We start from the raw sequence: 24,423 nt of genomic DNA, 5'->3' as shown, positions 1-24,423 counted from the left end.
GTTTGCGGCGCCCCTGAACTACATTGTCAGTCGTGATCAAAACTATCTTGAACAACACATTTTAATACCTAACCAACCAACACAAATGTATAAAATAAACAGGAAAGATGTACATTGGTTACCTAACCGAACCAAAACGTGTATTATGAAAACAGCAATTACCGCTATAATTTGTAGCTTGTTTTTGGTCCATATCAGCGCCAAGACGGCTGCGCAGATGGTGACGCTCAGGCGCACAAAAATTACGCTCAAGGAAGCCTTTCGGGAGGTCAACAAACAGACCGGCTACCACTACATCTGGTCCGCGCAGCAAGTGGAGAGCAACAGGAACATAAGCCTCGATATTAAAAATCAGCCGCTCCAGGAGGCTATACAGTCCATCATTCAAGGACTGCCGCTGACCTATGAGCTTGAGGGCAAGCTGATCATTATCAAGGAACAGCAGGCCACGGTTGCAAGAAAGTCGATGGTTGCGCAGGATGAAATGACGGTTCGGGGACGGGTGACCGATTCGCTCAATAATGGTCTTTTGGGCGTGACCGTTAAAGTGCTTTCAGCAGATCTGAAAATGGTGAAATACGCCAGCAGCAACGGCAGTGGGGATATTTATATCGAACATGTACCCAACCAAAGCTATCTGGAGTTTTCCTTGCTGGGCTATCTGCCACAGCGGATAAAAGCAACTGAAAATTTTGGAACGATCCGCTTGCGGCAACAGAGCCAGTACCTGGAAGAGCTGGTCGTGGTGGGCTATATGAATAAGAAAGCCTCTGAAGTGACAGGCGCTGTGCAGCAGGTCAGCGGGGATGTCCTGCGTAGCAGTGTCACCTCGTCCAATGTGCTGTCCATGTTAAAGGGCAAAACCACAGGTTTATATATCACGGAGACATCGGGTGAGTCCGGCGCAAAAGGCCAGGTGGTCGAACGGGGGCAGTCCTCCATGACGACACCTACCAACAACTATCTGGGACCGCTGATTGTGGTCGATGGGGTAATTACCAATTACCAGGCCGTGCAAGACGCTGTGAACCCAGCCGATGTGGAAAATATTTCGATACTGAAAGATGCCTCTTCGACAGCGATATATGGTTCGCGGGCAGCACAGGGTGTCATCGTCATCACGACCAAACGAGGACTGTCGGGCAAGAGCACGGTAGATGCACATATTCAATATGGGATTATCCAGCCAAAACGCGACCTGCGCTTTATGAATACGACCGAGCTTATCGGTTTTATGGATCAGCAGATGCGCCGCTATTGGGAACAGACGGAATCTATCCGCAAGACTTTTCCCGACGTAAATGATTTTATCCGCGAACGCCGTGTATATACCGATGCAGATCGCTCACGGAATTTCAACTGGGAAGATGCCATTTATAGCAACGGCAACCTGCGCAATACCGAAATTAGCGTCCGAAGTGGTACAGAAAAGACAAAGTTTTATGCCGGTATAGGCTGGTTTAAAGAGAATGGTGCGTTATATGATAATTCTTTTGACCGTAAAAGCTTGCGGGTCAATATTGATCACGCTGTATCGCGCAAATTTCACACTAGCCTTAACCTCAGTACCATCGTAGACCGAACTTCGAGGCGAAACGGTGTTCCTGAACTGTATATGATCCAGCCTTTTATGTCGCCTTATGATGAGCAGGGCAATTTGCTGGATAGCTTGCAGCTTAAACAATCGAGCAACTATGGTCCGGTCACGACAAGCTGGATGCAAAACTTTCTTGCCGAAAAGGATTATGACAACACACGTTTGACGAATGTGCAAAATCACCTCGGTAGTTTGCGCTTACGCTATGATATCTTGCCGGAACTGAGTATCCAGAGTACCAACTCAATCAATTATATGGGTACAAATGTCAACTCTTATTTTGATCCAAGATCATTTTCTGGGCGATATGGTGGCTTTCCTTATTTATTCCGGCCGGGCATGACCGTGCCCAATGGAACTTTGGATCTGGACGAGACAAAAATGGTCGACTATCTGACATCCAATACATTGAATTACCGGAAAAATTTTGGGCAGCACAATCTGTCGGCGCTGGTCGGGCAGGAGTGGGGCAAACGTACCACAGACTTGTCTACGGTCAATATGAACGATCTGCTTGCCGGTGAACGGAATATGGGGGCGGCAAAAAGGTTTGGCAGTGCAGTAGACCTGGCCTATTCAACACCTTATTCACCGATCGGAGCTTATCGGGAAAGAGCAACATTTTCGGTATTCGGACAGGCCGATTATAGCTATAGACAAAAATATCTGGCCTCAGCGTCGGTACGGACAGATGCAACAACCAATTTTGGACGGGACAAAAGGTATGGTACTTTCTATTCCCTGAGCGCAGGCTGGCTGCTGTCTGCGGAAGATTTTCTAAAAGATGTCAAAGCAATTAATTCCCTCAAATTGCGTGCTTCGTATGGGACTTCGGGGCGCGATCTGGGGGATGGCTATTTGAATACAACCTTCTATGCAACAGGAAATGGCAGTTCCCTCTTCCGTTATGAGCAGGAGGGCAATACAGGGGTCCGCATTTCGCAGTTGGCAAATCCCATCATCTCTTGGGAAACGCTATACAATACCAATATTGGGGTGGATGCCCTATTATTTGGTCGTTTGGGTATCACCTTCGATATTTACCATAAGCGAAGCGATGGACTACTGCAGAATGTACTATTGCCCTCTGCCCAAGGTTCGCTGGCACAATACCAAAATGTAGGGCAGATTGTCAATAAAGGGCTGGAATTGATGCTCAATGCGCATCTGATTAAATCAACCGATTTTAACTGGCATAGTAGCCTTAATTTTAGCGTCAACAAAAATAAAACCACAAAACTCTATCAGGACTCGCTGCTGGATGGCTATTCGCGCGCTTACTACCGAAAGATCGGTGAGGATATTAACGTCATCAAGGCCGTCGAATATGCCGGTATCAATCCGGATAATGGCAATATGCAGCATTATAACTTTGTCAATGGTGAAAAAACGATTGTAGAGGGACTCGGCGCTACGAGCGACCTGCGCAACTGGCAGCCGATTGGCTCGGCTACACCAAAGTTTTTTGGCGGTTTTACCAATACTTTTCAATACAAAGCATTTACCCTGAGCGCTGAATGGTGGTTTCAGTATGGCAATTATTTGATGATGAGTATCGTCAATAACTTTCAGAGTCCGACATCACCAAGACAGGGCCGCAATAATATCGCGTTCGGCGATAACCAGCATGTCTGGAAGGGACCGGGCGATACGGAGGCCAACTATCCGGATGTATTCAGCACGGATCCTAATGCCTGGACGGCACTGACTTACCGCTCCTCAAGAATATGGGGAAATGGCAGCCATGCCCGCTTGCGCAATGTGCGGTTGGCTTATACCTTGCCGCAGCATATCCTGAAAAGTATAAAAATGACAAATGCGGCCGTATACCTCAGCGGAGACAATCTGTTGGTCATTAAAGACAAAGATTTTGTAGGTGCGGATCCCGAAGGGGCTGCACTCGGCGGAAGCTCGTTTGGCGGTGTAGGCGCGGGCTTTGCAAATCCACGACGTTTTTTACTGGGAGTTCAAGTTACGTTTTAATTATTTACAGATGAAAATCAGATCTATATACCGATATCATAGAAATAGAAGTCTTTATTTTCTAGTCAGCATGCTTGTTGCAGGATTGACAAGCAGCTGTAATAAGCAGCTGGATGAACTCCGTCCGCATAATGTTATTTTTGAGGATATTCAGTTTGAACGCCCCGAAGGCTATAGCAAGGCTGTGGTGGGCGCTTATAACCTGGTGGCCGGTGGTGCGGTAGCATCTTCCTTTAATTATAATGATATGCTCATCTTCCTCTCGGAGGCAAAGGGCAACACGATCAGGGCGCTGGATGCCGAGGTGAACAAGAATACGGATGTGTTTGACTATATCAACTCCAGTACAAAAGACCGTTCGCATAGCTACGAGTTTTGGCGCGGAAGTTACACTGTTCTGCTGCACCTCAACAAGATATTGGGCCATGTGAAAACAGGTGAAACAAACCCTGAAATCTTGCAGGCAAAAGCCGAAGCCTTATTTTTACGGGCTTATGTCTATTTCAACCTGGTACGTCTCTATGGCAAACCCTATTATCAGTCGCCCAGTGAATCGCTGGGGGTGATGCTTGTTCTAGATGATAAAAACGGCCCTGAATTTGCGCCGAAAAGAGCCTCTGTACAGCAGGTGTACGCACAGATCCTAAACGATCTGGAGACAGCAGCACCGCTATTGGCACAAAAGAAATCAAACAGCTATGGCAGTAAATACGCCGCCTATGCATTACTGTCCAGAGTGTATCTGTACATGGGTGGAACTGTCGATAATCCGGTAGCTAGTGCCAACCAGAAAGCCGCAGAATATGCCGACAAAGTGATTAAAGAGGGGGGCTATCAGCTTTTGCAGGACCAGGCTTATGTCGATTATTATAAAACAAATAACATCAACAACAAAGAGGACATCTTTGCGGTAAATATAGACTATTCGCAGGGGCTGATCAGCAATTATTTTGCGATGCCGGTACAGATCGGTTATACCGGTGGATTATATCGGCCTTCTCCTTATTTGCTGTCTTTGCTGGAGACTAACGACAAGCGAAATAGTTTTTACATCAACAATCTAACACCAGGATATCCCGACGATACACGGGCAGTGTCAAAATATATGATCCGCTATCTGTCACTTTATACTTTTTCACCCTTCCGTTACCTACGGCTGGCCGAAATGTACCTCAATCGGGCGGAGGCTTATGCAAAGCTAAATAATGCGGCCAGTGCCTTGAATGATGTCAATATCATCCGGCGGCGGGCTGGATTGGTTGCTTTATCGGGGCTGGAAGGAAAAGCACTGCTCACTGAGATCCTGAAGCAGCGCAAGCTGGAACTGGCATTTGAAGGGCATGCCAGTTACGATGAATTCCGGAATGGTCTGCCCATGACGCGGAATTATAAATCTGGTAGTTCTGCCGAACTGAATATCAGCCCGACCGACAAAAAAGTAATCATGCAGATACCAGAGGAAGAGATCACCGCGAATCCTAACCTGGTTCAGAATTGAGTTAATAAAGAATTGAGTTGATAAACATGAATTTTAATAACCATCTTAAATTTAGATATAAATGAAAAAATACATAGGAAGCATTTTGTTGTTGACCAATCTATCGTTGGTTGCCCTCGGGCAGCAACCTTTTGTACTGAAGGGTGAAACTGTTAACGTTTCATCACCCTATGCCTACCTGGGCTATCGTAGCGGGGATGGAAGCAAGCATACCTTGGACAGTGTAAAAATCGAACATAATGCTTTTGTTTTTAAAGGTAAAATCGAAGAGCCGGTCATGGCTTATCTCTATGTGGACCGGAACAGCAGAAGTGTGGACGATCCGAATGCGGTAAGTTTTTATTTAGAACCCAAAAAGATGAGTATCCGGCTTGAGAAAGACAAATTCAAAGATGCCCTGATCAAAGGTTCAAAGTCGCAGGATGAATGGTCGAAATTGAATGTAGATAAAAAAGTCATCCGCAAGGAAATGGAACCCGTGCTGGAAGAATATGGCCGTTTGAATAAACGATACATGGATGCGGATGCCGAACTGAAGCTGCTGGAAGCTAAAGTGAAGAAGCTGAAGGAGGAAGCCTATGATTACCGGGAAAATTTTACGCCATTTAATGACCGACTGGCCCAGTTGGATGTGGAATTTATTAAGAAAAACCCAGATTCGTATGTGAGTTCTTTTCTTATGCAATTTATGACAACAGGTGCCGATCTTGCTAAAATCGAGGGTTTATATAATGGTTTATCCGATCAGATCAAGAACAGCGGTAACGGGAGGGAGATCGCAGAAAAGATTCAGGGCATCAAAAACGGTTCGCCGGGGAGCAAAGCATTTGAATTTACGGCAACCGATATCAATGAAAAGGCTATTGCACTTGCTGCATTCAAGGGCAAATATGTACTGCTGGATTTTTGGGCGAGCTGGTGTGTGCCTTGCCGAAAGGGTAACCCGCATTTAATAGATCTGTATACAAAATATAAAAGCAAAGGCTTCGAAATTATCGGCGTTGCCGACGATGATCGGAGTCAGGCTGCCTGGCATAAAGCTGTCGATCAAGATAAAATAGGTATTTGGAGACATGTACTTAATGGACTAAAGTTTGAAAACGGTGAATTTGATCGTTCTAAATCCATTTCTGTCCACTTTGGCATCAGTACCTTACCGACCAAGATTTTGATCGATCCGAACGGCATGATTGTAGGCCGCTATGCCAGCGGATCCGAAACGGATACTGAGTTGGACAAAAAGCTAGCTGAAGTATTTGGAGCGCAATAATAGATACTAACGTTTTCTATAAACGAGTTCGAAAGGACTCCCTAAAAAATAAAAGGACTAGTCGTGAGATTAGTCTTTTTTATTTTCGCCCTAAAACTCCCCGGTGTCTCCCCAGTCCATTTTTTAAAGAACTTTGAAAAATTGGAAGGGTCGTAAGTTAGCAGAAATGCAATTTTTGCGATAGATAGTGTTGAATGGATCAGGAATTCTTTTGCCGCAGCAATGATTCTCTGGTTGTAAAAATAACTGGGATGATTTCCTTTTTCTTTTTGAACGGTATAAATCAGATGTTTGTGTGAAATGGCCAGTTCACGGGCAATCCTATTGATCTCCATGAACGCTATCGTACGACCTTGTATAACATCCTCAATATGTCTGTCCAAAAATAGTAAATATCGATTTGTGATCTGGGTGGCTCTGCTTTCTGCTTTCATAGTTTATGAGGGATTTATTCTGATGCTGTCCTATCTATCCTATATCCGGGCGGCTGTGCATGAATAGGCATTACATCCCGGTCGGGCGATATTATCCGAATTGATAGGAGCGAGAAAAGCCCGGCGATGGAAACCATGCCGAGCTTTAGATACCTATTGCTTCCGATAGGTGTTGTTAAGTAAGTAGGGATAATTATGAAAACTATAAAATAAAAATATAAGTTGTCAGCTATTTATCCTGGATACAGCGTATCGGATAACCAGAACGTTTAAAATAATTCGATGTATCCCAACCACCGCCTTGGAATCCTCGGCCCTGTAGTGCTCTATCGTTACCACCTACGGCCATATTTAACCAATAAATAGCAGAACTTTGTCTAAGAATCTGGCTTCCATCGACCGAACTTCTGTGCGCCGCGGCCGGAAAGCTTAATTTGATGTCACTGCTTTTTTTACTGGTCATAATATGTGCGGCAGTAAAGTCTGATAATCCAGGCCCTGTTCCGCTTCCCGAAAATGGGATCCAGTTACCAATAGATGTATGGCGGGTAGCGTTGCCCAAACGGCTGAATTCAGCTTGACTAGGTACGCGATCTCCCGTACCACATGGATCCAATGCTGCTTTAACAGGAGCTGTCGCAGTACCGTTATTCCACGATCCATCTGGAGCAGGCGTTGTATTCCATCCAGCAATCGCGCCATCACCACTGTAGGCATTTGCGACAGGCAATTGGCGGCCCCATTGGTAGTAATTGCCATATAGCGCCTGTACCGAAGGATTGGCATCCGGATTATTGGTCGTAGGATTTACATCGGTTACACCAAGATTATAACGATCCCATCGATGGCCGGCAATGACCGCATAGCGTGCATCAGCTGCAGTGGCACTTCGGGTAACATTCGATGCGTTGACATAACGATCACTGTTAAAACGCAATTTCATCGTATAGGAGTATCCTGGTTTCAAACCTAAACCGGCATTGGAGAAATTAAAGTTAACTGCTTGCACATTGACATCATGACCAATTTTGATCTGGCCGCTTGGTATCGTTAAGGCAATTGAAAAAGTAGACGACTGATTCTGGTTAACGATAAAAGTTTGAGCGGTTGCATTAAGGTTTGAAACAGGAGGTACACTAGTGACATTCGTTGCAGCTACCGTAGCTCCGGTGCTCAGGTCGACAGTGGCGTTTGCGAAAGCTGAAACCCATTCGGCCTGTACGGGAACCTCTGAAAGATAGCCTCCTTTTAGATAATTTGCAGTACCAAAGGTGCCTGTCGCATCGCTATTGTCGACTTGAAGCGTAACACGGGTAAATAGATGCTGTAATGGAGCCGTTAATGGCGTTGGTGTATTGTTTCCAAGAATAGTGACGTCTTTTTCAATAGCGTACATCAAATCACTTCCATTCTCTTCAAAGCCGGTAAAAGCGAAATTTACGGCACCTGCGCTATATAAATTTGTCGCCGGAGCAGCAGGTGGAGGGGTCGTTGTAGAACCTAATGAATAGATGACGAAGGTATATTTATTGCCTGCGATCAATTTATCTCCAAAAAATACCTGTGTCGAATCCGCAGCGTCACCAACAGCCTGGTCGATATAAGTACCATCTGTTTCATAAGCGACTACCCGATAGGTTACAGCACCTCGCAGTGAGAGCAGCTTTGAGGCTGCCTTTTTACTGTTGGATGCCTTAAGTCCGGTACCGCCCGTTATATTTTCTGTCAGTTCTGCGGTAACGGTAAATGGTCCGGCCTGAACTTCCTGCGTTAAAGCAAGTGGTTGAACCGTGCTGGCCTTTGTGGAGGCTTTCGCTGTAGTAATGTCAGCTCCACTAAATTGCGCTTCTGTTAAAGCCAGTTTTACACCACCTCGATTTGCCTCAGTAATAAGTTCAGCCTTCTCCTTACTGCAGGAAACGGCGAGCGTTACAAGAACAATCAGGGCTAGTTTTATCTTTGTGATCTGTGTTATTGTTTTCATCATTGTCATAAATAAATTTTGATTGTTGCTAGTTCCACCATTCTCCGCCATCCGGATCTTTGGTTTCTGTTCCACCATTGTTCCATTCGTTTTCGTTGACGCCACTTCCGCCTCCGGGCTGGCCTGATCCAACCGATCCTGCAGCTATCCCTTCCTCCATAACCACCTGTAACTGCTCGATTACGGGTTTCACGTAAATCTTTTTTTCAGTTCTCTTTTTCATATTATCTTATTTATTATTTGGTTTACACTTAACATTTATTATGCATGGCACAGCGTTTAATCCTGGATAAAGCCGCTGGATAAAGGAAATAAATGCTTTTTGTTGGTCGGATTCCAATTGCTAGTACTGTTTTTGTCTAATGAATATATATTGTTGTCTATGTAATTTCTCTTCATTTAAATAATTAGCCGAACAACGGTCTTTATTTCAGGATATATAGCTTGATCCATTAAAATAGATCCTAATTGTTGCTTCAAAGATAATTGAGAAAAAAAGAATAGCTATACCACATATGTATCACACAAGTATCACTTACATTTCACTTTTAGCTTTATTTTTTTGATAAACTGAGTTTTGTGTGATCTTTTTGAGTGTTGATCAAAATTATTGGCCAAATGAACTGCATCTATCTAGGTTATTTTGTGTGTTACAACATTATTATTTTATAAAGATAAAATGTTTCACATTAATAGCGTGTTAAGGTTTTAAAATGGACTTTAATATGTGATATATGTGTGATATGTACTTGTTGTTTCTTTTCAGGAAAATATTTCAATATTTGCGACGAATTAATTAAAATGTTTATTAATCATCACAAAAACAATTAAAAAAATGATTTTACAAACACAGACAAAGGTAAGCTGGAGAGCATTCGTTCTATCGGCTTTAGTGTGTGGATCGTTGTATTCCTGTAAGGAAAGCAAAGACAGTGTAGCTGCGAGCGGTAAGGCAAGCGTGAATATTCAGCTATTGGGGGTAGAAAATCCAATCGTGACCACAAAGAAAGCAGGTAAGGGCGGTAACGCTACTGGGACAGCCCAGACTGTAGTGGTTCCTTTGACAAACTCAAGTTCTTTTGAAGCAACTTTGACGAACGAGCCGTCCGTAACAAGTGGCAACCTGTTGCGGGCCTCGTCCGGAAGCCGTGCTGCGGTGACGGAAGAAAGAACGCCATTGGCAGCGAACATCAAGTATAAAATCGTGGTGTACAATGCCGAAGGTGATTATGTAACAGAAAAGACCTATACCAATACAGTTGACAACACTACTGCAATCGCATTGGATGCGGGACAGACTTATACTTTTGTCGCTTATTCGGTCAATAGTACCGCGACTGTTCCTGCAGTAACAGCACAAGCTGATATCGCAAATGCCAGCTTGGACAATATCAGTGCGGATTTGATGTACTTTAAGAAGGATTTAGCGGTTCAGCCGGGAGACAACAATCTGGCTGTTGTGTTAAAACATCAGTATAGTGAAGTGACGACCAACCTGAGCATGGCAACTGAAATGACAGGAGCTATCACAAGCTTGGTTTCGCCAACAATAGATCCTACACATCCGAGTGCAAATCTAAAATTGGCGGATGGTACAATAACGGTTAATGGCAATACCACAAGTACTGCGGTACAATTCCCGGCTTTGGGTGCAGGTTTACGTTCGGTTTCAAGTAATCCGACCCTATTGATCCATCCGGGTGCAACAAATGGGGTATTTAGCTTTGGATCGATTACGATTGACGGCGAAACAAAAAATAATGTATCTGTAGCAGGTCTAAAGATCGTCCCTGGACAACGTTATAATCTTAACCTAAATTTCAAGACTTGTACACAGCCGGTAACAGGTGGAGCAGATCTAAACTGGAGCTATCCTGCTTCTGGATCCGGCGCTGTTGTTGATGGAACAGCCCAACCGGCAGGATATGTCGTGACCAAAGATCTTACTGCTCCGGGAGCTGATTATGGATTCGTGTTTGATATCCAACAACTGGACAATTCCTTTAACATGGAGGTAAACGGCGTTAAATTAGCAACGCAGGAGATTCAATTTGAAGCAGGTATTGCCATTGCGCCACGAAATGTTCAATTTGCGGACGGCAGCCTTTATGGCGGAACCAATACAGAAGGTGGCACCGTTCCTCAGGTGTACAGTTTGACCGGTACTTCGGCAAACCCAGTAATTCGTGTGGTGATTAGCCGCTCAGGTGAAGTGTCTATGTATGGTAGCAAAGCCAATGGCGGCGAATTGTATCCTTTGGTATTGACGCAAGGTTCTTTCAACACGGTGCCTTGGAGCTCTACGACCAATAATGTCAAAATTACTCAAGTTGTCCAAGGAGCAACCAAAATGGTTGGTGCCGGAAGCGGAAGAAAGAAAGTTGCCTGTACGCAATAGTCAGCATCAAATTTTAAATGCATAGAAATCGTATTTAATAAGAATATAAGATATGAAAACAAATCAGTCAAAAAATATATATGTCAGCCCAAAGATAGAGGCGATGAATGTCGAGTTGGAGCAAGGTATTGCAGCAGGTTCTGCTGCTCCTGGAAATACGATTAGTAATTACCCGCAAGAGTCCTGGGATAATGCCGATGATGATAATCGTTTAATCAACTGGTAATCCCTCCGCTTCAAAATTGTTTGATTCATCTGAGTTCGCCCGACAGGTTTTAAATTAATTCCTGTCGGGTTTTTTATGGCATCGATTTTTTGTTCAACGCCAGAAGTTAAATTATATAATACTATCGTGCATATTGGAAGCATGTGTTCAGAACAAGAGTTTGCAAGCAGCAGGCGACATAGATCGCTTTCAAATTAGGGGTACCATTAATTGAAAAAAAGAAAAATAAGCGGTCTTTTTCTACAATACGGTCTCTTATTTTACGCACATGAGACTTATCTCTAGTTTATAGGTTTTCATAGTATGTGTTTATTTTGTAATAGTAATGTCTTGTTTTTCAGATTTTTAAAAAGTGTGATATTAATGTGAAAGGTGCTTTTTTTCGTTTCTTTCTTTTAATGCAAATATTTGTCAAGCAGAATTAGGTCGGACATCCAGTAGCTAGGCTGCCGGATTAAAGTACAGCACAAATCTGCTGTCTTATCACCTTTAACTGTTGGCCGTATTGAATTATCCTCGGATTAATGCGTAAAAGTCCGTGATAATATATTTGGATTTACTCGATAGGGCAGATGGAGCCCTATCGGGTTTAAATTAAAAAGACGGCCCATTTCTTCTGGAAAGCAAAAATAATTATCGGCTTTTGAGTGAAAAGATTTCGCTCAAGGAGCGGAATATAAGAATAAAACTTACTGAAAAACGATATACAATGGAAAGGAATGACTTTAATCATTTAATTGCTTTAGCGAAGAACAATAATGCTGAATTTTTAGCCTTGTTCAATGAAATCTATCCCGAGTTTGTCGCCTCATTGAAGACAATAAATCCTAAAATCCGGAGCAGCGAACTGGAATTTTGTGCGATGACCTTTCTGAATTTTTCGACTAAAAATATTGCTCAATACACTTTTGTCACAGTACGCGCTGTGCAGGTACGCAAAAATAGATTGCGCAAAAAACTAAATATCGCTTCTGACATCGATTTCAACAATTGGATGCGTGAGCAGATTCAAAGAAATCCTCTAGCTGGAAAGGAGCAAAGCCCCGATGAGAGTATATAGTAAAATTCTTGATTAGAGGTTTATAGAAAATTTAAGGCATAAATTAAAATAGAGCATACCATAGAGACAATTTAAAGGCAATAATAATCCAATATTTCCATTCTATCTAGATAGAATGGAAATAATTGACTGATAGATAAGTGTTTATTTTTTTTGTGATATATCTGTGATAGGTGTATGTGCACTTTTTGTTTTTTAAAATGTTAATCTTTGTTTCCAATAGTTAAAATGATCTTACCGTTGCTTACAGTGATGTAGGGTGAAGGTTTAATAAGTTAATAATCTAGCGTAACAGCGATTGGAAAGATTTGTTCCAAATAAAAAACTAACAGAAAATTAATAGTCATGAAAACAAAAGATCAAAAGAAAAAGGAAGGTTATATCCCTCCAACTTTGAGAATTACAATTGTAGAAATGGAAGAAGGAATAGCTGCCGGTTCTGCACAGGTTACTCCAGGAGGTGCAGGCGGCACCCCATTAGTTGAAGATTTCGTTGAGTCAAATGATCAGCAAACTTGGGATTTTTAAAATTAGAAATTATGAATAACAAATATTTTAATACTAAAAGTGCTTTTACTTTAATTTCCATATTAATAATATCTCTAGTGATTTCATGTTCAAAAGACAAGAATAATATTGCGGAAGAAGTGATTGGTACTAAGATGGTTATAAAAGTTAATGGGATCTTGGGAACAGATATTGGCCAGGGCATCAGTACTAAAGCGGCTGCTTCGGTTGGTAATAATAATCAGGTAGGTCTATCCTTAAAGCAGCATGCAGGTGGCTTTACGGTAGAGGCAATGGCGGAGCAAACTGCTATAGGATCTCTAGGTGTTGCTAATAACCTTGCGAAATCTGTAGCAACCAAATTGGGGAATAGTGGGGCTATGGCCGCTACGCAGCCCATGACCCAAGACTTTACGTACCGTATTTTGGTTTATAACAAGGAGACCGGTGTATTATGGAAAACGGTTCAGGCTGTAGCTGGGACAGAGGTTCAATTGGATGTAGAAAAGGGTAGTAATTACATTTGGTATGCCTACTCATACAATAACGCAGAAACTCTTCCAGAGCCAGCAAACATAGCGAATCCGTCTATTGATGCACCTGTGAATAAGGATTTATTGTATGCTACTGGCGAAACAAGTATTCCTGTAACGCCGAGTGGCGAGCATCATGTATATCCTATTGCGATTACATTTCAGCATAAAATGGCGCAGGTAAGTGTTAAGATTGACGCCAGTATATTAGCAAAATATGCCACCATAAACGGTATTAAGGTGAATTTTGTTCAAGATGATTATCTAAAAAAGGGAACATTTGATATCAAAGGAAATAGCATGGGGAATCTTCAGGTCGTTCCTACTACAGCTATTTTCACGACAACCTCTCCAACAAATATTTGGGAAGCGAATTACTATACTGCTGATCCAGTGGCCCTAACTTCATTTCAAGTGAAAGTTACCGATTTGCCAGTAACCTTTAATAATGTAGACCCAAGTATGGCAAACCGCAACTTGGCGACATACAGCAATGCAACGATGCCCGCACCAAACATTATTTTCAATTTTAACTTTACCTCTCCTACTGCCGGTCAACGGCTTTTGGGATTGGCCAATCTTTCTTATACAGCTACGCAAAGAAGAATACTGCACTATACAACAACAGCTTTAACGAATGGATATGGCTATGCTGCACAATCTGGTGAAGGATGGAAATTTATCAATGCGGATAATAATTTTGGAACAGCGGCAAATAGCTTACTTAGGGTACAAAAACCATGGTATGGTACAACGGCTGCATCTACGAACGCAGGATCCGCAAATTATGCAAATACGCAAGCTGAATTCCGTACTAAATTGGCTGAAAATCCCGATGTTGTGATCATAGGCTACAACGCCGGTATAGAATCTGCTTCCACACAGGCAGCGTTAATAGATTATATCAATAGAAAAGGGGTGGTTATTATGATGATCGAACGCTCTGACAACGCACCTTCTGTTCAGTCTTTTATGAGACAATTCTTCAATGATAATGGTATCACAGCTGCACAGAGTGGTTACGGTAGTGGTGGAACGATGTATCGTATTAACAATGTCAATGATGAAATAGTCAATGGCGTATTTGGAGATTTGCGTGGTAAGCTTTGGGGGGAAGATTTTGGAGAGACAATGGTGTTGGGAAATATGTCTCCTGCCACTTTATCTCAGATTGAGGTCTACTCTTCCGGTAGGGGTATTAACAGAACGCCTACTGCCGCTTATGATAATTATGTAACGATGTTTAAGCATAAAACGAAGGGATTGTTCTTTGTGGGTGACGGTGGGTTTATTTCTAACCCAAGAGCGCTTACTTCAAATCCGGACAATTTTAACGATGCCAACCGCTGTCCTTTTGGGACAGATGACGATAATAGACCAAAACCAAGGTTGTATGGAACTGCCGGAAACGGTTATACAACAAGACAAGATTACGCCTGGAATAGTAATCTGTTTGGTAATGCAGTTTATTGGGCAGTAAAACGTTCTGAATTTGATGGTTTTGGTACTTGGAAATATGCGCCTGCACCATTAACACCTTAATAAATGACAGTGTAAGCAATCACGGCATAGTTATTAACCATAACCATTGTGCTTGCTTTTGTAATCTTGTTATTTACAGTAGATCAGGTAATACAGTTCGTACTACCTGATCTCATTTTTTATGCTAATCTTATTTTGTCATGTATTCGTAATGATCAAGATATTGATTTTGAACGAAAAGTGACTTTTTTCTGAAATAGTAGATCAGTGATTCGTTGTGCAGTGATTCGGGTCGAAATGAAATATTGCTATGGTAGATTTTTAGGATAGTTTATAGAAAATGAAGAAAAAGATTTTTTTATGTGATGACAATCTGGTCATTTTGGAGGCTTTAGAATTGATACTGAGTATCACCGATGCTAAGGTTGTAAGTGAAAGTAAAAGTTCTAAAGCTTTAAACTACATTATAAATGAAAAGCCTGATATTTTTATCTGTGACTTACAGATGCCCGGACTAAATGGTGAAGGTCTTATCAAACAGGTTCGTTCACACAAAGTATTTGATAATCTCTTTATCCTGTGTATTTCAGCTTTCGATGCGGGCAGGGATATTGCTATGGGTGCGGGAGCTGACTATTTCCTGCCTAAACCTTTTGAGATCAATGAACTATTGGCTGTTGTAAATAAAGTATTGAATTCCGACTCTAAACAGATATTATGAAAGCATTTTTGCGATCTAAACATAATTAAAGCTGTACCAATAGTAGATATAGGTGATGTATAAATAGCTTAAAGGCAATTTTATATCGCTCGGTCATTTTTATTATAGTTAGATTTGGCGTGGGTATATCTTGACAGAACGTCGATGGAACATAACCTTTGGAACGCGCTAGTTATCGAGGTTCTACTTAATGAAGAAGCAATTTTTATTGATATTTATTAATTAATCTTAAGGCGTTAGTAGCTAAAAGATCAATTTGCAAATTATTTAATAGGAGTTAAATAGTTTAGAATATTTATTTTTGCATGAAATGTTTTGGGCTTGTGAGAGTCTCGAGCAAATTTAATGAACAAAAACCTATTACAGCTGATTATCTACTGATGAAAAAACATCTTTTACTTATAATTTTACTATTATTTAGTTTTGGGACAATTGCGCAAAATCGTCAGCAGCAGATGGTAGATTCACTTTTGGTTAAAATAAGAGAATTTCACCAGCAAGCTGAATTTGTACCGCAGTTGGAAACATCCCTGAAGGTTCTCGAAATAGCTAATTCTTCGAAATACGATACAGGAATAGCAAAAGCTCATTTTTTTGCAGCTGATGCGCTCGTAAATATAGGATTATTTAAAGAAGGCTTTAAGCATCTTAAAAGTATTGAGTCCACAGAGTATTATAACGAAAACGTACTCATGCAAACCGAGATACATTGGGTTAGGGGCAGGACTTATTTAAAGCTCGGATTACCTCAGCAAGCAATCCGTGAGTTTTATTTGCAGTTGGCTTGTACTAAGCATTTGGAGAATAAGATGCATCAAAAGAGAACTAATCTGAATACTTATGCAAATTTAATTACTGCTTTTGATCAACTGGAACAGCTTGATTCAATGCAAAAATATTGTCAATTTCAATTAGAATATTTATCAGATTTTGATAAAAAGGAAGAAAAGTACATGTACCTCGGGTTGTATAACGCATTAGGGGATTTATATACGAGGAAGCGCGATTTTGGGAAAGCGGAATATTACCTTAATCAATCGTTGGAGCTTATTGAAAAATTTAACATTTCTATATTTTATAATACCTATACTTTTTTAGGTAATTTGGAAGAAAAGAAACTTAAACCCGAAAAAGCCTTATATTATTATGAAAAAGGCTTGGCTAATGCCAAAGATGTAGGGAATAGGGAAGAGATTAGGAACGATTATAAGTTTTTAGCTGATTATTGTCGAACTTATAAGCTAGGAGAAAATAAAGCTAAAGAATATGAACTAGCGTTTGTTTTACTGAATGATTCTTTGGAAGATGAAAATAGAAAGATAATCGATGTTGTCCTCAATCAAGTTTTAAATGAAAAAGATAAGGAATCAGAGGCTAAAGTTTCAAAATCAGTTCGGATTTCAATCTTTACTTTATTGTTGCTCCTTGTCGCGATCTCATTTTTTGTATGGCGATCCAAACATAATCGTAAGGTTTTGTTGCAGAAGGAAGATGCTTTACAGGAGACAGAGACAGTAAACAGGGAACTTACCGAGCAGATCGGGGAAAATAAATTCAATAACCTGATCGAACTGGCCAAAAGTAATAATCCGGAGTTCCTGACTTTATTTACTGAATTGTATCCGCAGTTTATAGAGGCATTGAAATCTCGTGATTCAAATCTTAGAAGCACTGAACTAGAGTTTTGCGCCATGGCCTTTCTCAACTTTTCGACAAAAAATATTGCCGAATATACCTTTGTGACGATCCGGGCCGTACAGGTCCGCAAAAACAGATTGCGTAAAAAGTTTGACATCCCTTCGGACGCAGATTTCAATAATTGGATGCGTAACCAGATATCACCCTATCAGCTGGCGAAGGGCGATGATAAGCTAAGGCATGACGATAGAGAAATAATCAAGTATTGATAGAAAGTGGTTTTTGGACATAATTTAATGGTGGTTTAATGTTCTTAAATGCATAGATTCGCACAGCAATGTTTTAATACCGAAAGGAGTCTAAATTGTTGTGAAAAGTAACAGCCTAATAAATTGACAACCTACTGAATGAGAAAATAATTTCTTTTTTTACTTCTATTACTATTTACACTCAAAGCAGTTGCTGGCGATCCCCAGAAGCAAAAGGTTGACTCACTCTTAGCGAAAGCTATGGAATTCGGTAGTAGAGGAGATTTGGTGACCTACATATAGACAGCAATAAAAGCGCTTAATTTGGCCAATGCTGCCAAGTATGATGAAGGAAAAGCAAAATCTGGCACTTATATAGCAGAAGGGCTTGTAACTGTAGGGTTATTTAAGGAAGGACTGAAGCAGCTGGATCGTATTGAAAATACAGACTTCTATAAGAATGAAATTTTCATGCAATCCGAAGTCCATCGGTTACGTGGGAGAGCTTATGCGTGGCTCAAGCTTGATCAGCAAGCCCTTCGGGAGTTTCGTATGCAGCAGGAACTGATCAGCAAACTCACGGGCGAAAAACAAATAAAATCCTACCAGTTTAACTATGAAAATTTGGCTGTTGTTTTTCACCGTCTGGGGCAATTGGATTCTATGCAAAAATATACTGAGCTACAATTGGCGAACCTGAAGGTCTTTGAGGAAAAAGACGCGGCCATGCGTTATCAGATTGTTTATGAAAATCTGGGGAGGTTATATGTTCAGAAAGGTGATTTAGTAAAAGCGCAGCAATATCTTGACAAATCACTGGAGCTGATAAAGAAATATAAAATTCCTGTCGTTCTGAATACCTATAATGCATTAGGTCTTTTAGAGAAAACGAGAGGGAACTTAAAAAAAGCTGCGGCTTTTTATGAAGAAAGTCTCGAAAAAAAGCGGGCCGCCGGTAGTCGGATCGGGATGAAGAATTCATATCGAGAACTGGCTGATTTTTATCGAACAACCAACTTTGATAAAGCCAAAGCTGATTACTATGAAATGGCCTTTAGCCGACTCAATGATTCCCTGGAAAATGAAAATCGACAGGTTGTCGATCAGGTACTCAACCAGATCTTGCAACTAAAAGACCAAGAATCGGAGACTAAGGTGTCAAAGGCAGCTACTATTTCCATCCTGGTTTTGATACTGCTTCTTGGGACGGTCACCTTTTTTGTATGGCGAACAAGGCACAATCGTAGGATTTTAGGACAGAAAGAAGAGGCGTTACTGGAAACGGAAACGATCAATAAAGAACTGACCGAGCAGATCGGGGAAAATAAATTCAATAATCTGATCGAGCTGGCTAAAAGAAATAACCCGGAGTTCCTGACTTTATTTACTGAATTGTATCCGCAGTTTATTCAGGCGTTGAAATCACTTGATTCAAATCTTAGAAGCACTGAACTCGAATTTTTCGCCATGGCCTTCCTTAACTTTTCGACAAAAAATATTGCCGAATATACTTTTGTGACGATCCGGGCTGTACAGATCCGCAAGAACAGATTACGAAAAAAATTTGAAATCCCTTCGGATGCGGATTTTAATAACTGGATGCGTGAACTCGCAGATACTTCTGCTCAAACACAAGTTCCTAGCTAGCGACAAGATAATTTTTGTCGCGCTAATTTCTCCGCTTTAAATTACAAATTTCGCCCCGCACAGCGTTTCTTTCAGGAAATGATCGACATGAATATTATCCACAGTAAACTATTATGGTTCCAAACCTTGCAGTTTGGAACCATAAAAAGTAAAGCGAACGAGGCGCTTAATTATACCCTTGATTTTGAACGAGCTGCCGGTTTCGGTCCAGTTCTGATTGCGCAAAAGGCAAGACATTGTTGATTTCACCAAATCGCAATGGGGCGCCGCCTGGATTTTTGAGCGGTGTCAGCGTACTTTGCATCAGATTGCGCCTTTTGAGATCGTAGTAACGATGTCCTTCCAAGGCCAATTCAATCCGCCTTTCATGCAAAATAAAATCGCGTAATTTTTCTTTTGTATTATACACGGCTGTGTTGACTTTGGGCATATTCACACCGCTTCGCTCGCGGATTGCATTCAGGGCATCATAAATGCTCTGATCAGGACCGCTTACTTCATTTTTTGCTTCGGCATACATGAGTAGCACATCCGCATAGCGAATATGGACGATATTCTGATCGGTCATCGGTGTCTTTGTCCGGTTGAATGGCAACATGGCTAAATTCACATATTTTTTTTGTGAATAGCCGGTCAGCAAGGGGTCTGATTCTTCAAATACCGATCCATCCGGATTGATATATTTTTCGGTAGGCACCTTGATCGTCAGCGTAAGGCGCGGATCTCGATTGCTGTACGGATCGGTTGCGACGTAACCCGATCCCGGTTCCTCGATACGTTTTCCATTTTTCATTTCATAGGCATCGACCAGGTTCTGGTAAGGTGCAATAGCGCCGTACCAACCGATTTCGACCAAGACGCCTTCACCTCCCTGTGGATTGTTAGGGGCCAGGTATTTCGTGGAGAACATGATCTCGGGATTATTCTGCTGCGTAGCCGTCAGAAAAAGATTTTGATAGCCGCCCTGATAGAGCTGAAATTTGCCGCCTTTCATAATCTGGTCAGCCAACTTAGCGGCTTCTGTCCAGTTTTGCTGAAAAAGATATACGCGCGTCTTGAGTGCCTGTGCGCTCCCTCTGACGGCATGCCCTGCATAAGCTGCATCTGGTAAGTCCCTGATCACATCGTCCAGCTCACTGTGAATGAATGCCAGGACTTCTTCTTTTGAGCTTTTGGCGATTTTGCCCTCGTCCACGGTTTTCGGTTCAGTTTTATAAAGTACCACAGCACCAAAGGCCTGTACGAGATCAAAATAGAAAAGAGCCCGTATAAATCGTGCTTCCGCTTTGTATACAACTTTCTGTGCTTCGGTGCTCGGGGCCTTGTCGATATTGTCCAGAAAAAAGTTGCAACCCGAAATACCGGCATACGGCGTGTTGTAGAATGCGTCGCTGACATTGGTCGAATTGACAATGCCTTGGGTAAGGTCACCAAAACCATAATACGAATGCCGATCCAAGGCATTGTCGGAGTAGGTATCCAGCCATAATTTGCCCTGCCCATAAAAACCGGCCTGTAGTCGTCTATATACTCCGGTCAGTGCCATGCGTGCATCGGCATCAGTCATCCAGAATGTTTCACCAGAAATAGCAGTAGTAGGATTTTTATCAAGCAGATCGCTACTGCAGGAGCTCAGCATACCGATCGTTGCGATCGCCATGAAGCCAATTTGTTTTATTTTCATCGTTGTTATCATCTATTAACATCCGTTTTTTATTGTCAAAATAGGTTAGATCAATATCTGATCTTTACACCAGCTGTATACATTTTGATCTGCGGAAACTGTGCAAATCGTCCTGATCCTGATCTTTCGGGGTCGTTGCCCTCATACTTGGTCCAGGTAATCAGATTATCGCCTGATACGTATACGGTAATTCCCTTGGCTGCAATACGATTGGTGATTGCGGTAGGAAAGGTATAGGACAGGTACAGATTTTTTAGGCGCAGGTACGATGCATCCTGAAGAAAATAGGTGGACGGATAACCGGCGACACCTGCATATCCGGTCAGATAGACCGCCGGAACAGTATTGCTTGGGTTGGTCGGTGTCCATGCATCCAAAAATTTGGTCGGCGGAGCTGATCCTTGCATAAAAGGCTCATAGCCCCATTGGCTTACCTGTACCTTTTGACCTTGTACTCCCTGGAAGAATGCGCTGAAATTAAATCCTTTCCAGCCTGCGTACAGATTGAAAGAATAGGAGTAATCTGGAAAGCGGCTGATTCGGATACGGTCTTCAGGTCCGATGGTACCGTTGCCGTCCACATCCCGCATTTTGAGGTCGCCCGGTTTGAGCGTCCCCGAATTGGGTTGCTTCGGTGAATTGTCAATCTCGGCCTGACTCTGGAAAATACCGATCCAATCATACAGGAAAAAATTGTTATAAGGCTGGCCTACTTCAATCGTTCCTATTGTTTCTGCTAATCGCTTGGTTACTTTATTGCGGTAACGGTTGAAAATAAAGTTGGCGCCATAGGTAAATTCGCCAATCTGATTCTGGTGGCGCAATTCGATTTCTATCCCTTTATTGACCATGGCTCCCGCGTTAACAATAGGCGGTGTTAAGCCCAGACTTGCGGGGACGTCGGTGCGCTCCTCCAAAATATCGGTCGTATTTTTATAGTACCAGTCTATTGTAGCTCCAAAGAGACCTTTGTAGATATCCACATCCAGCCCAAAGTCGGTGATTGCAGTTTTCTCCCAACGTAGGTTTTTCTCCACCAAGCGTGTTTTCATCGCGCCCGATTCAAGCCCAGTAAACGGATATGTTGTGGTGCTGAGAATATCCTGATAGGGGTAATAATCCAGGTTTCCTCCTCGAGTAATTTCCTGATTACCCAACGCACCATATGATGCTCGGAGCTTCAGATTATCGATCCAGGAAAGTCTATTTTTGATAAAATCCTCTTCTGAGATACGCCAGGCAGCGGATCCGCCACCAAAGGTACCCCATCGGTATTGTGGGTCGACGCGTGAGGTACCATCATAACGGATATTTGCTTCGGCAAAATATTTTCCTTTATAGTCATAGTTGGCTCTTCCGAATAATGATCGGAGGCCCCATTCAAACGAACTTCCATTGAGGTTCTGGTCTTTAGGTGAACTTCCGTCCAGTTCCATAATCGTATTGTTCGGAAAATCATAACGACCGCCACCAATGCTGGTACTTCTGTTATCCTGTTGCTCATACCCGCCCAATATGCTAATATTATGGTCGTTGGCCAAGGTTTTGATGTACTGAAGTGTGGAATAAAAGGTTTTGGTCAGGTTGCGTCCTGAGCTCTGTTGCAGACCAACAAAACTTGGGTTTCCATTTCCAGATTGCTGATATTCACCATTTTCATTGGGATGGTAAGCAAAGGCTGGACTTCCAAACTGGCGCTGTCTGTAATCTTGGTTGAAGAACGTAAAGGCTGCTTTTGTGGACCACTTCAAACCGGAGATAATATCCACATCCATATAGGCTTGGGCATTGACATTATAGTTTTTGGTGAGCTGTGACCCCGTATTGTAAACCTCTTCCGGGGTACGGTTGGTGCCACCTGTACTCATATAGTCGCGACCCGCTGATCGCCCGCTGCCATCAGGTAGCCAGGGTTTGAAGGTAGGTGCCGCCGCGTAGGCTAGCAGGAGCAGGTTATCATTGGTCATCCAGGGAGCCCTGAGGTCCTGAAAAGAAAAGTTGACATTGGTACCTATTTTAACTCGTTTATGTACCTGTGTGCCATAATCAAACAAGCCATTATATCTTTTATATTCATATCCTTTGGTGATGCTATTCTGATCTAAGTAATTAAGCGACACGTTATGTGTGCTTTTCTCGCTACCGCCAGAGAAACTCAGGTTATGGTTCTGGATTGGCCCCTTGCCTAATATATAGTCGAGCCAGTCAAAGTTGGGATAGGCTTCGTTATTGGGATTGTTTTTATAGCTGTCGATCTGTGCCTGTGTATAGACAGCGGGTTGCCCACTACGTGCCCGTGCGGCATTGTACATTTCCATATAGGTGACCGAATTGGTAATAAGCTCGGGGTATTTGGTGGCTTCACTGGTTCCCCAATTGCCGCTGTACTCAATATTGCTTGTGCCTGCTTTTCCCTTTTTGGTGGTCACTAAGATGACCCCATTGGCTGCTCGTGCACCGTAAATAGATGCTGAAGCGGCATCCTTGAGTACAGTGATATTCTCGATATCCTGTGGCGACAGGTTGGAGATCGAGCCGATAACGCCGTCGACCAAAACAAGTGGATTGGAGGAAGCTCCGCTCGATCCCAAGCCTCTTATGCGCATGGTACCGTTATCCCGACCTGGCTCTCCAGTAGGTTGCACGACATCGAGTCCGGCGATGCGGCCCTGTAATAGATTCTGAATATTTGGTGCTGGGCGTTCAGTGATGGTTTTGCCCGAAACGCTGGCAACAGAGCCGGATAGGTTTACCTTCTTTTGTGTCGCATAACCAACAACAACAATTTCTTCCAGATTACTGTTGGCTACTGTTAATATCACGTTGAGCTGATTTTTGCCCTGTGTGGGAACTTCCAGCGAATTGAAGCCGACAGAACTGAAGATTAGTATGCTGTTTTCATCAGGGACATCGATAGAAAATTGTCCCTGTGAGCCGGTACTTGTTCTTGCAATACTTCCTTTGACAAGAACAGTGACGCCTACAAGCGGTTCGTTATTTTCATTGGTCACTCGGCCGGTTATCGTCCGTTTCTGAACGATACTTTCCTCTGTATTCTTAACGGTTGTTTTCGATATTTGCCTTCTTGAAATAGCAATAGAGCGACCTTTGATCTGGTAGCTGAGTGGCTGTCCAGATAACAGTTCGTCCAAGGTCTCCGTGACACTCCGATTGCTGACGTTAATGGAAATTGGTCGGATGGATTTTAGGTCTTTTTCGTCATAGATAAAGGTATATCCAGACTGTTTGCTGATTTCGATCAGGATATGTTTTAGTTGGATCTGATTTTGGTCTAGCGTAATGCGCTGCGCGCTTGCGTTGCCCAATGAAACCATGATAGAGGCAAAAAATAACACAATGGTCAGTTTCATGGACAAATGGCAATGAGAAGGTTTCAGGTACTTTAGAGCATACCTTAGATATTGATTATTCATATTTTAAGTTCATATGCAATACACCCTTATGGAATATCGTATTTACAGGGGACGATAGATCATAAATAAGGTCTGTACT

At 42.3% G+C, this 24,423-nt stretch carries 16 protein-coding genes; 11 read left to right on the top strand and 5 right to left on the bottom strand.

Annotated elements, in window-relative coordinates; genetic code table 11:
- Nucleotides 1-145: 145 nt before the first annotated feature.
- The 3 genes from ABFX33_RS06000 to ABFX33_RS05990 all read left to right on the top strand — a co-directional run bounded on the left by ABFX33_RS06000 (nt 146) and on the right by ABFX33_RS05990 (nt 6,348).
- On the top strand, nt 146-3,580 hold the full coding sequence (locus ABFX33_RS06000) for a SusC/RagA family TonB-linked outer membrane protein (RefSeq protein ID WP_346084851.1): 3,435 nt from the start codon (nt 146-148) through the stop codon (nt 3,578-3,580).
- A 10-nt stretch (nt 3,581-3,590) separates the two neighbouring features.
- Nucleotides 3,591-5,078 (top strand): RagB/SusD family nutrient uptake outer membrane protein, encoded by a 1,488-nt coding sequence (locus ABFX33_RS05995; protein ID WP_346084849.1) that lies wholly within the window; start codon nt 3,591-3,593, stop codon nt 5,076-5,078.
- Nucleotides 5,079-5,139: 61 nt separating this feature from the next.
- Nucleotides 5,140-6,348 (top strand): DUF4369 domain-containing protein, encoded by a 1,209-nt coding sequence (locus ABFX33_RS05990; protein WP_346084848.1) that lies wholly within the window; start codon nt 5,140-5,142, stop codon nt 6,346-6,348.
- Nucleotides 6,349-6,389: 41 nt separating this feature from the next.
- Here ABFX33_RS05990 and ABFX33_RS05985 read toward each other — a convergent pair whose 3' ends face one another.
- The 3 genes from ABFX33_RS05985 to ABFX33_RS05975 all read right to left on the bottom strand — a co-directional run bounded on the left by ABFX33_RS05985 (nt 6,390) and on the right by ABFX33_RS05975 (nt 8,989).
- Nucleotides 6,390-6,782 (bottom strand): helix-turn-helix domain-containing protein, encoded by a 393-nt coding sequence (locus tag ABFX33_RS05985; protein WP_346084847.1) that lies wholly within the window; start codon nt 6,780-6,782, stop codon nt 6,390-6,392.
- Nucleotides 6,783-7,011: 229 nt separating this feature from the next.
- Nucleotides 7,012-8,769 (bottom strand): hypothetical protein, encoded by a 1,758-nt coding sequence (locus ABFX33_RS05980; RefSeq protein WP_346084846.1) that lies wholly within the window; start codon nt 8,767-8,769, stop codon nt 7,012-7,014.
- 25 nt (nt 8,770-8,794) lie between these two features.
- On the bottom strand, nt 8,795-8,989 hold the full coding sequence (locus tag ABFX33_RS05975) for a hypothetical protein (RefSeq protein ID WP_346084844.1): 195 nt from the start codon (nt 8,987-8,989) through the stop codon (nt 8,795-8,797).
- 612 nt (nt 8,990-9,601) lie between these two features.
- On the opposite strand from ABFX33_RS05975, the gene ABFX33_RS05970 reads away from it, so the two are divergent.
- The 8 genes from ABFX33_RS05970 (at nt 9,602) to ABFX33_RS05935 (ending at nt 19,226) form a co-directional block, all read left to right on the top strand.
- On the top strand, nt 9,602-11,164 hold the full coding sequence (locus ABFX33_RS05970) for a fimbrillin family protein (protein WP_346084843.1): 1,563 nt from the start codon (nt 9,602-9,604) through the stop codon (nt 11,162-11,164).
- A 52-nt stretch (nt 11,165-11,216) separates the two neighbouring features.
- Nucleotides 11,217-11,390 carry a hypothetical protein gene (locus ABFX33_RS05965; protein ID WP_346084841.1) on the top strand — a complete coding sequence of 58 codons (174 nt, stop codon included), beginning with the start codon at nt 11,217-11,219 and terminating at the stop codon, nt 11,388-11,390.
- A gap of 709 nt (nt 11,391-12,099) precedes the next feature.
- Entirely contained in the window at nt 12,100-12,450 is a 351-nt protein-coding gene (locus tag ABFX33_RS05960; protein ID WP_346084840.1) for a helix-turn-helix transcriptional regulator, read from the top strand.
- A gap of 345 nt (nt 12,451-12,795) precedes the next feature.
- Nucleotides 12,796-12,978 (top strand): hypothetical protein, encoded by a 183-nt coding sequence (locus ABFX33_RS05955; RefSeq protein WP_346084839.1) that lies wholly within the window; start codon nt 12,796-12,798, stop codon nt 12,976-12,978.
- An 11-nt stretch (nt 12,979-12,989) separates the two neighbouring features.
- The gene (locus ABFX33_RS05950; RefSeq protein WP_346084838.1) at nt 12,990-15,032 is read left to right on the top strand and encodes a hypothetical protein; all 2,043 of its coding nucleotides are present in this window, start codon (nt 12,990-12,992) and stop codon (nt 15,030-15,032) included.
- Between the two features lie 280 nt (nt 15,033-15,312).
- Entirely contained in the window at nt 15,313-15,693 is a 381-nt protein-coding gene (locus ABFX33_RS05945) for a response regulator (protein WP_346084837.1), read from the top strand.
- 380 nt (nt 15,694-16,073) lie between these two features.
- A complete protein-coding gene (locus tag ABFX33_RS05940; RefSeq protein WP_346084836.1) occupies nt 16,074-17,600 on the top strand; it encodes a tetratricopeptide repeat protein in 1,527 nt (508 codons plus the stop codon).
- 303 nt (nt 17,601-17,903) lie between these two features.
- Complete coding sequence (locus tag ABFX33_RS05935) at nt 17,904-19,226, top strand: tetratricopeptide repeat protein (RefSeq protein WP_346084835.1); 1,323 nt, start codon at nt 17,904-17,906, stop codon at nt 19,224-19,226.
- 166 nt (nt 19,227-19,392) lie between these two features.
- Here ABFX33_RS05935 and ABFX33_RS05930 read toward each other — a convergent pair whose 3' ends face one another.
- A complete protein-coding gene (locus ABFX33_RS05930) occupies nt 19,393-20,910 on the bottom strand; it encodes a RagB/SusD family nutrient uptake outer membrane protein (RefSeq protein WP_346084834.1) in 1,518 nt (505 codons plus the stop codon).
- Between the two features lie 50 nt (nt 20,911-20,960).
- Nucleotides 20,961-24,344 (bottom strand): TonB-dependent receptor, encoded by a 3,384-nt coding sequence (locus ABFX33_RS05925; protein WP_346084833.1) that lies wholly within the window; start codon nt 24,342-24,344, stop codon nt 20,961-20,963.
- Nucleotides 24,345-24,423 lie beyond the last annotated feature (79 nt).

Source organism: Sphingobacterium ginsenosidimutans (assembly GCF_039536865.1).
Classification (GTDB): Bacteria; Bacteroidota; Bacteroidia; order Sphingobacteriales; family Sphingobacteriaceae; genus Sphingobacterium; species Sphingobacterium detergens.
This window is presented reverse-complemented; position numbering and strand designations above follow the sequence as displayed.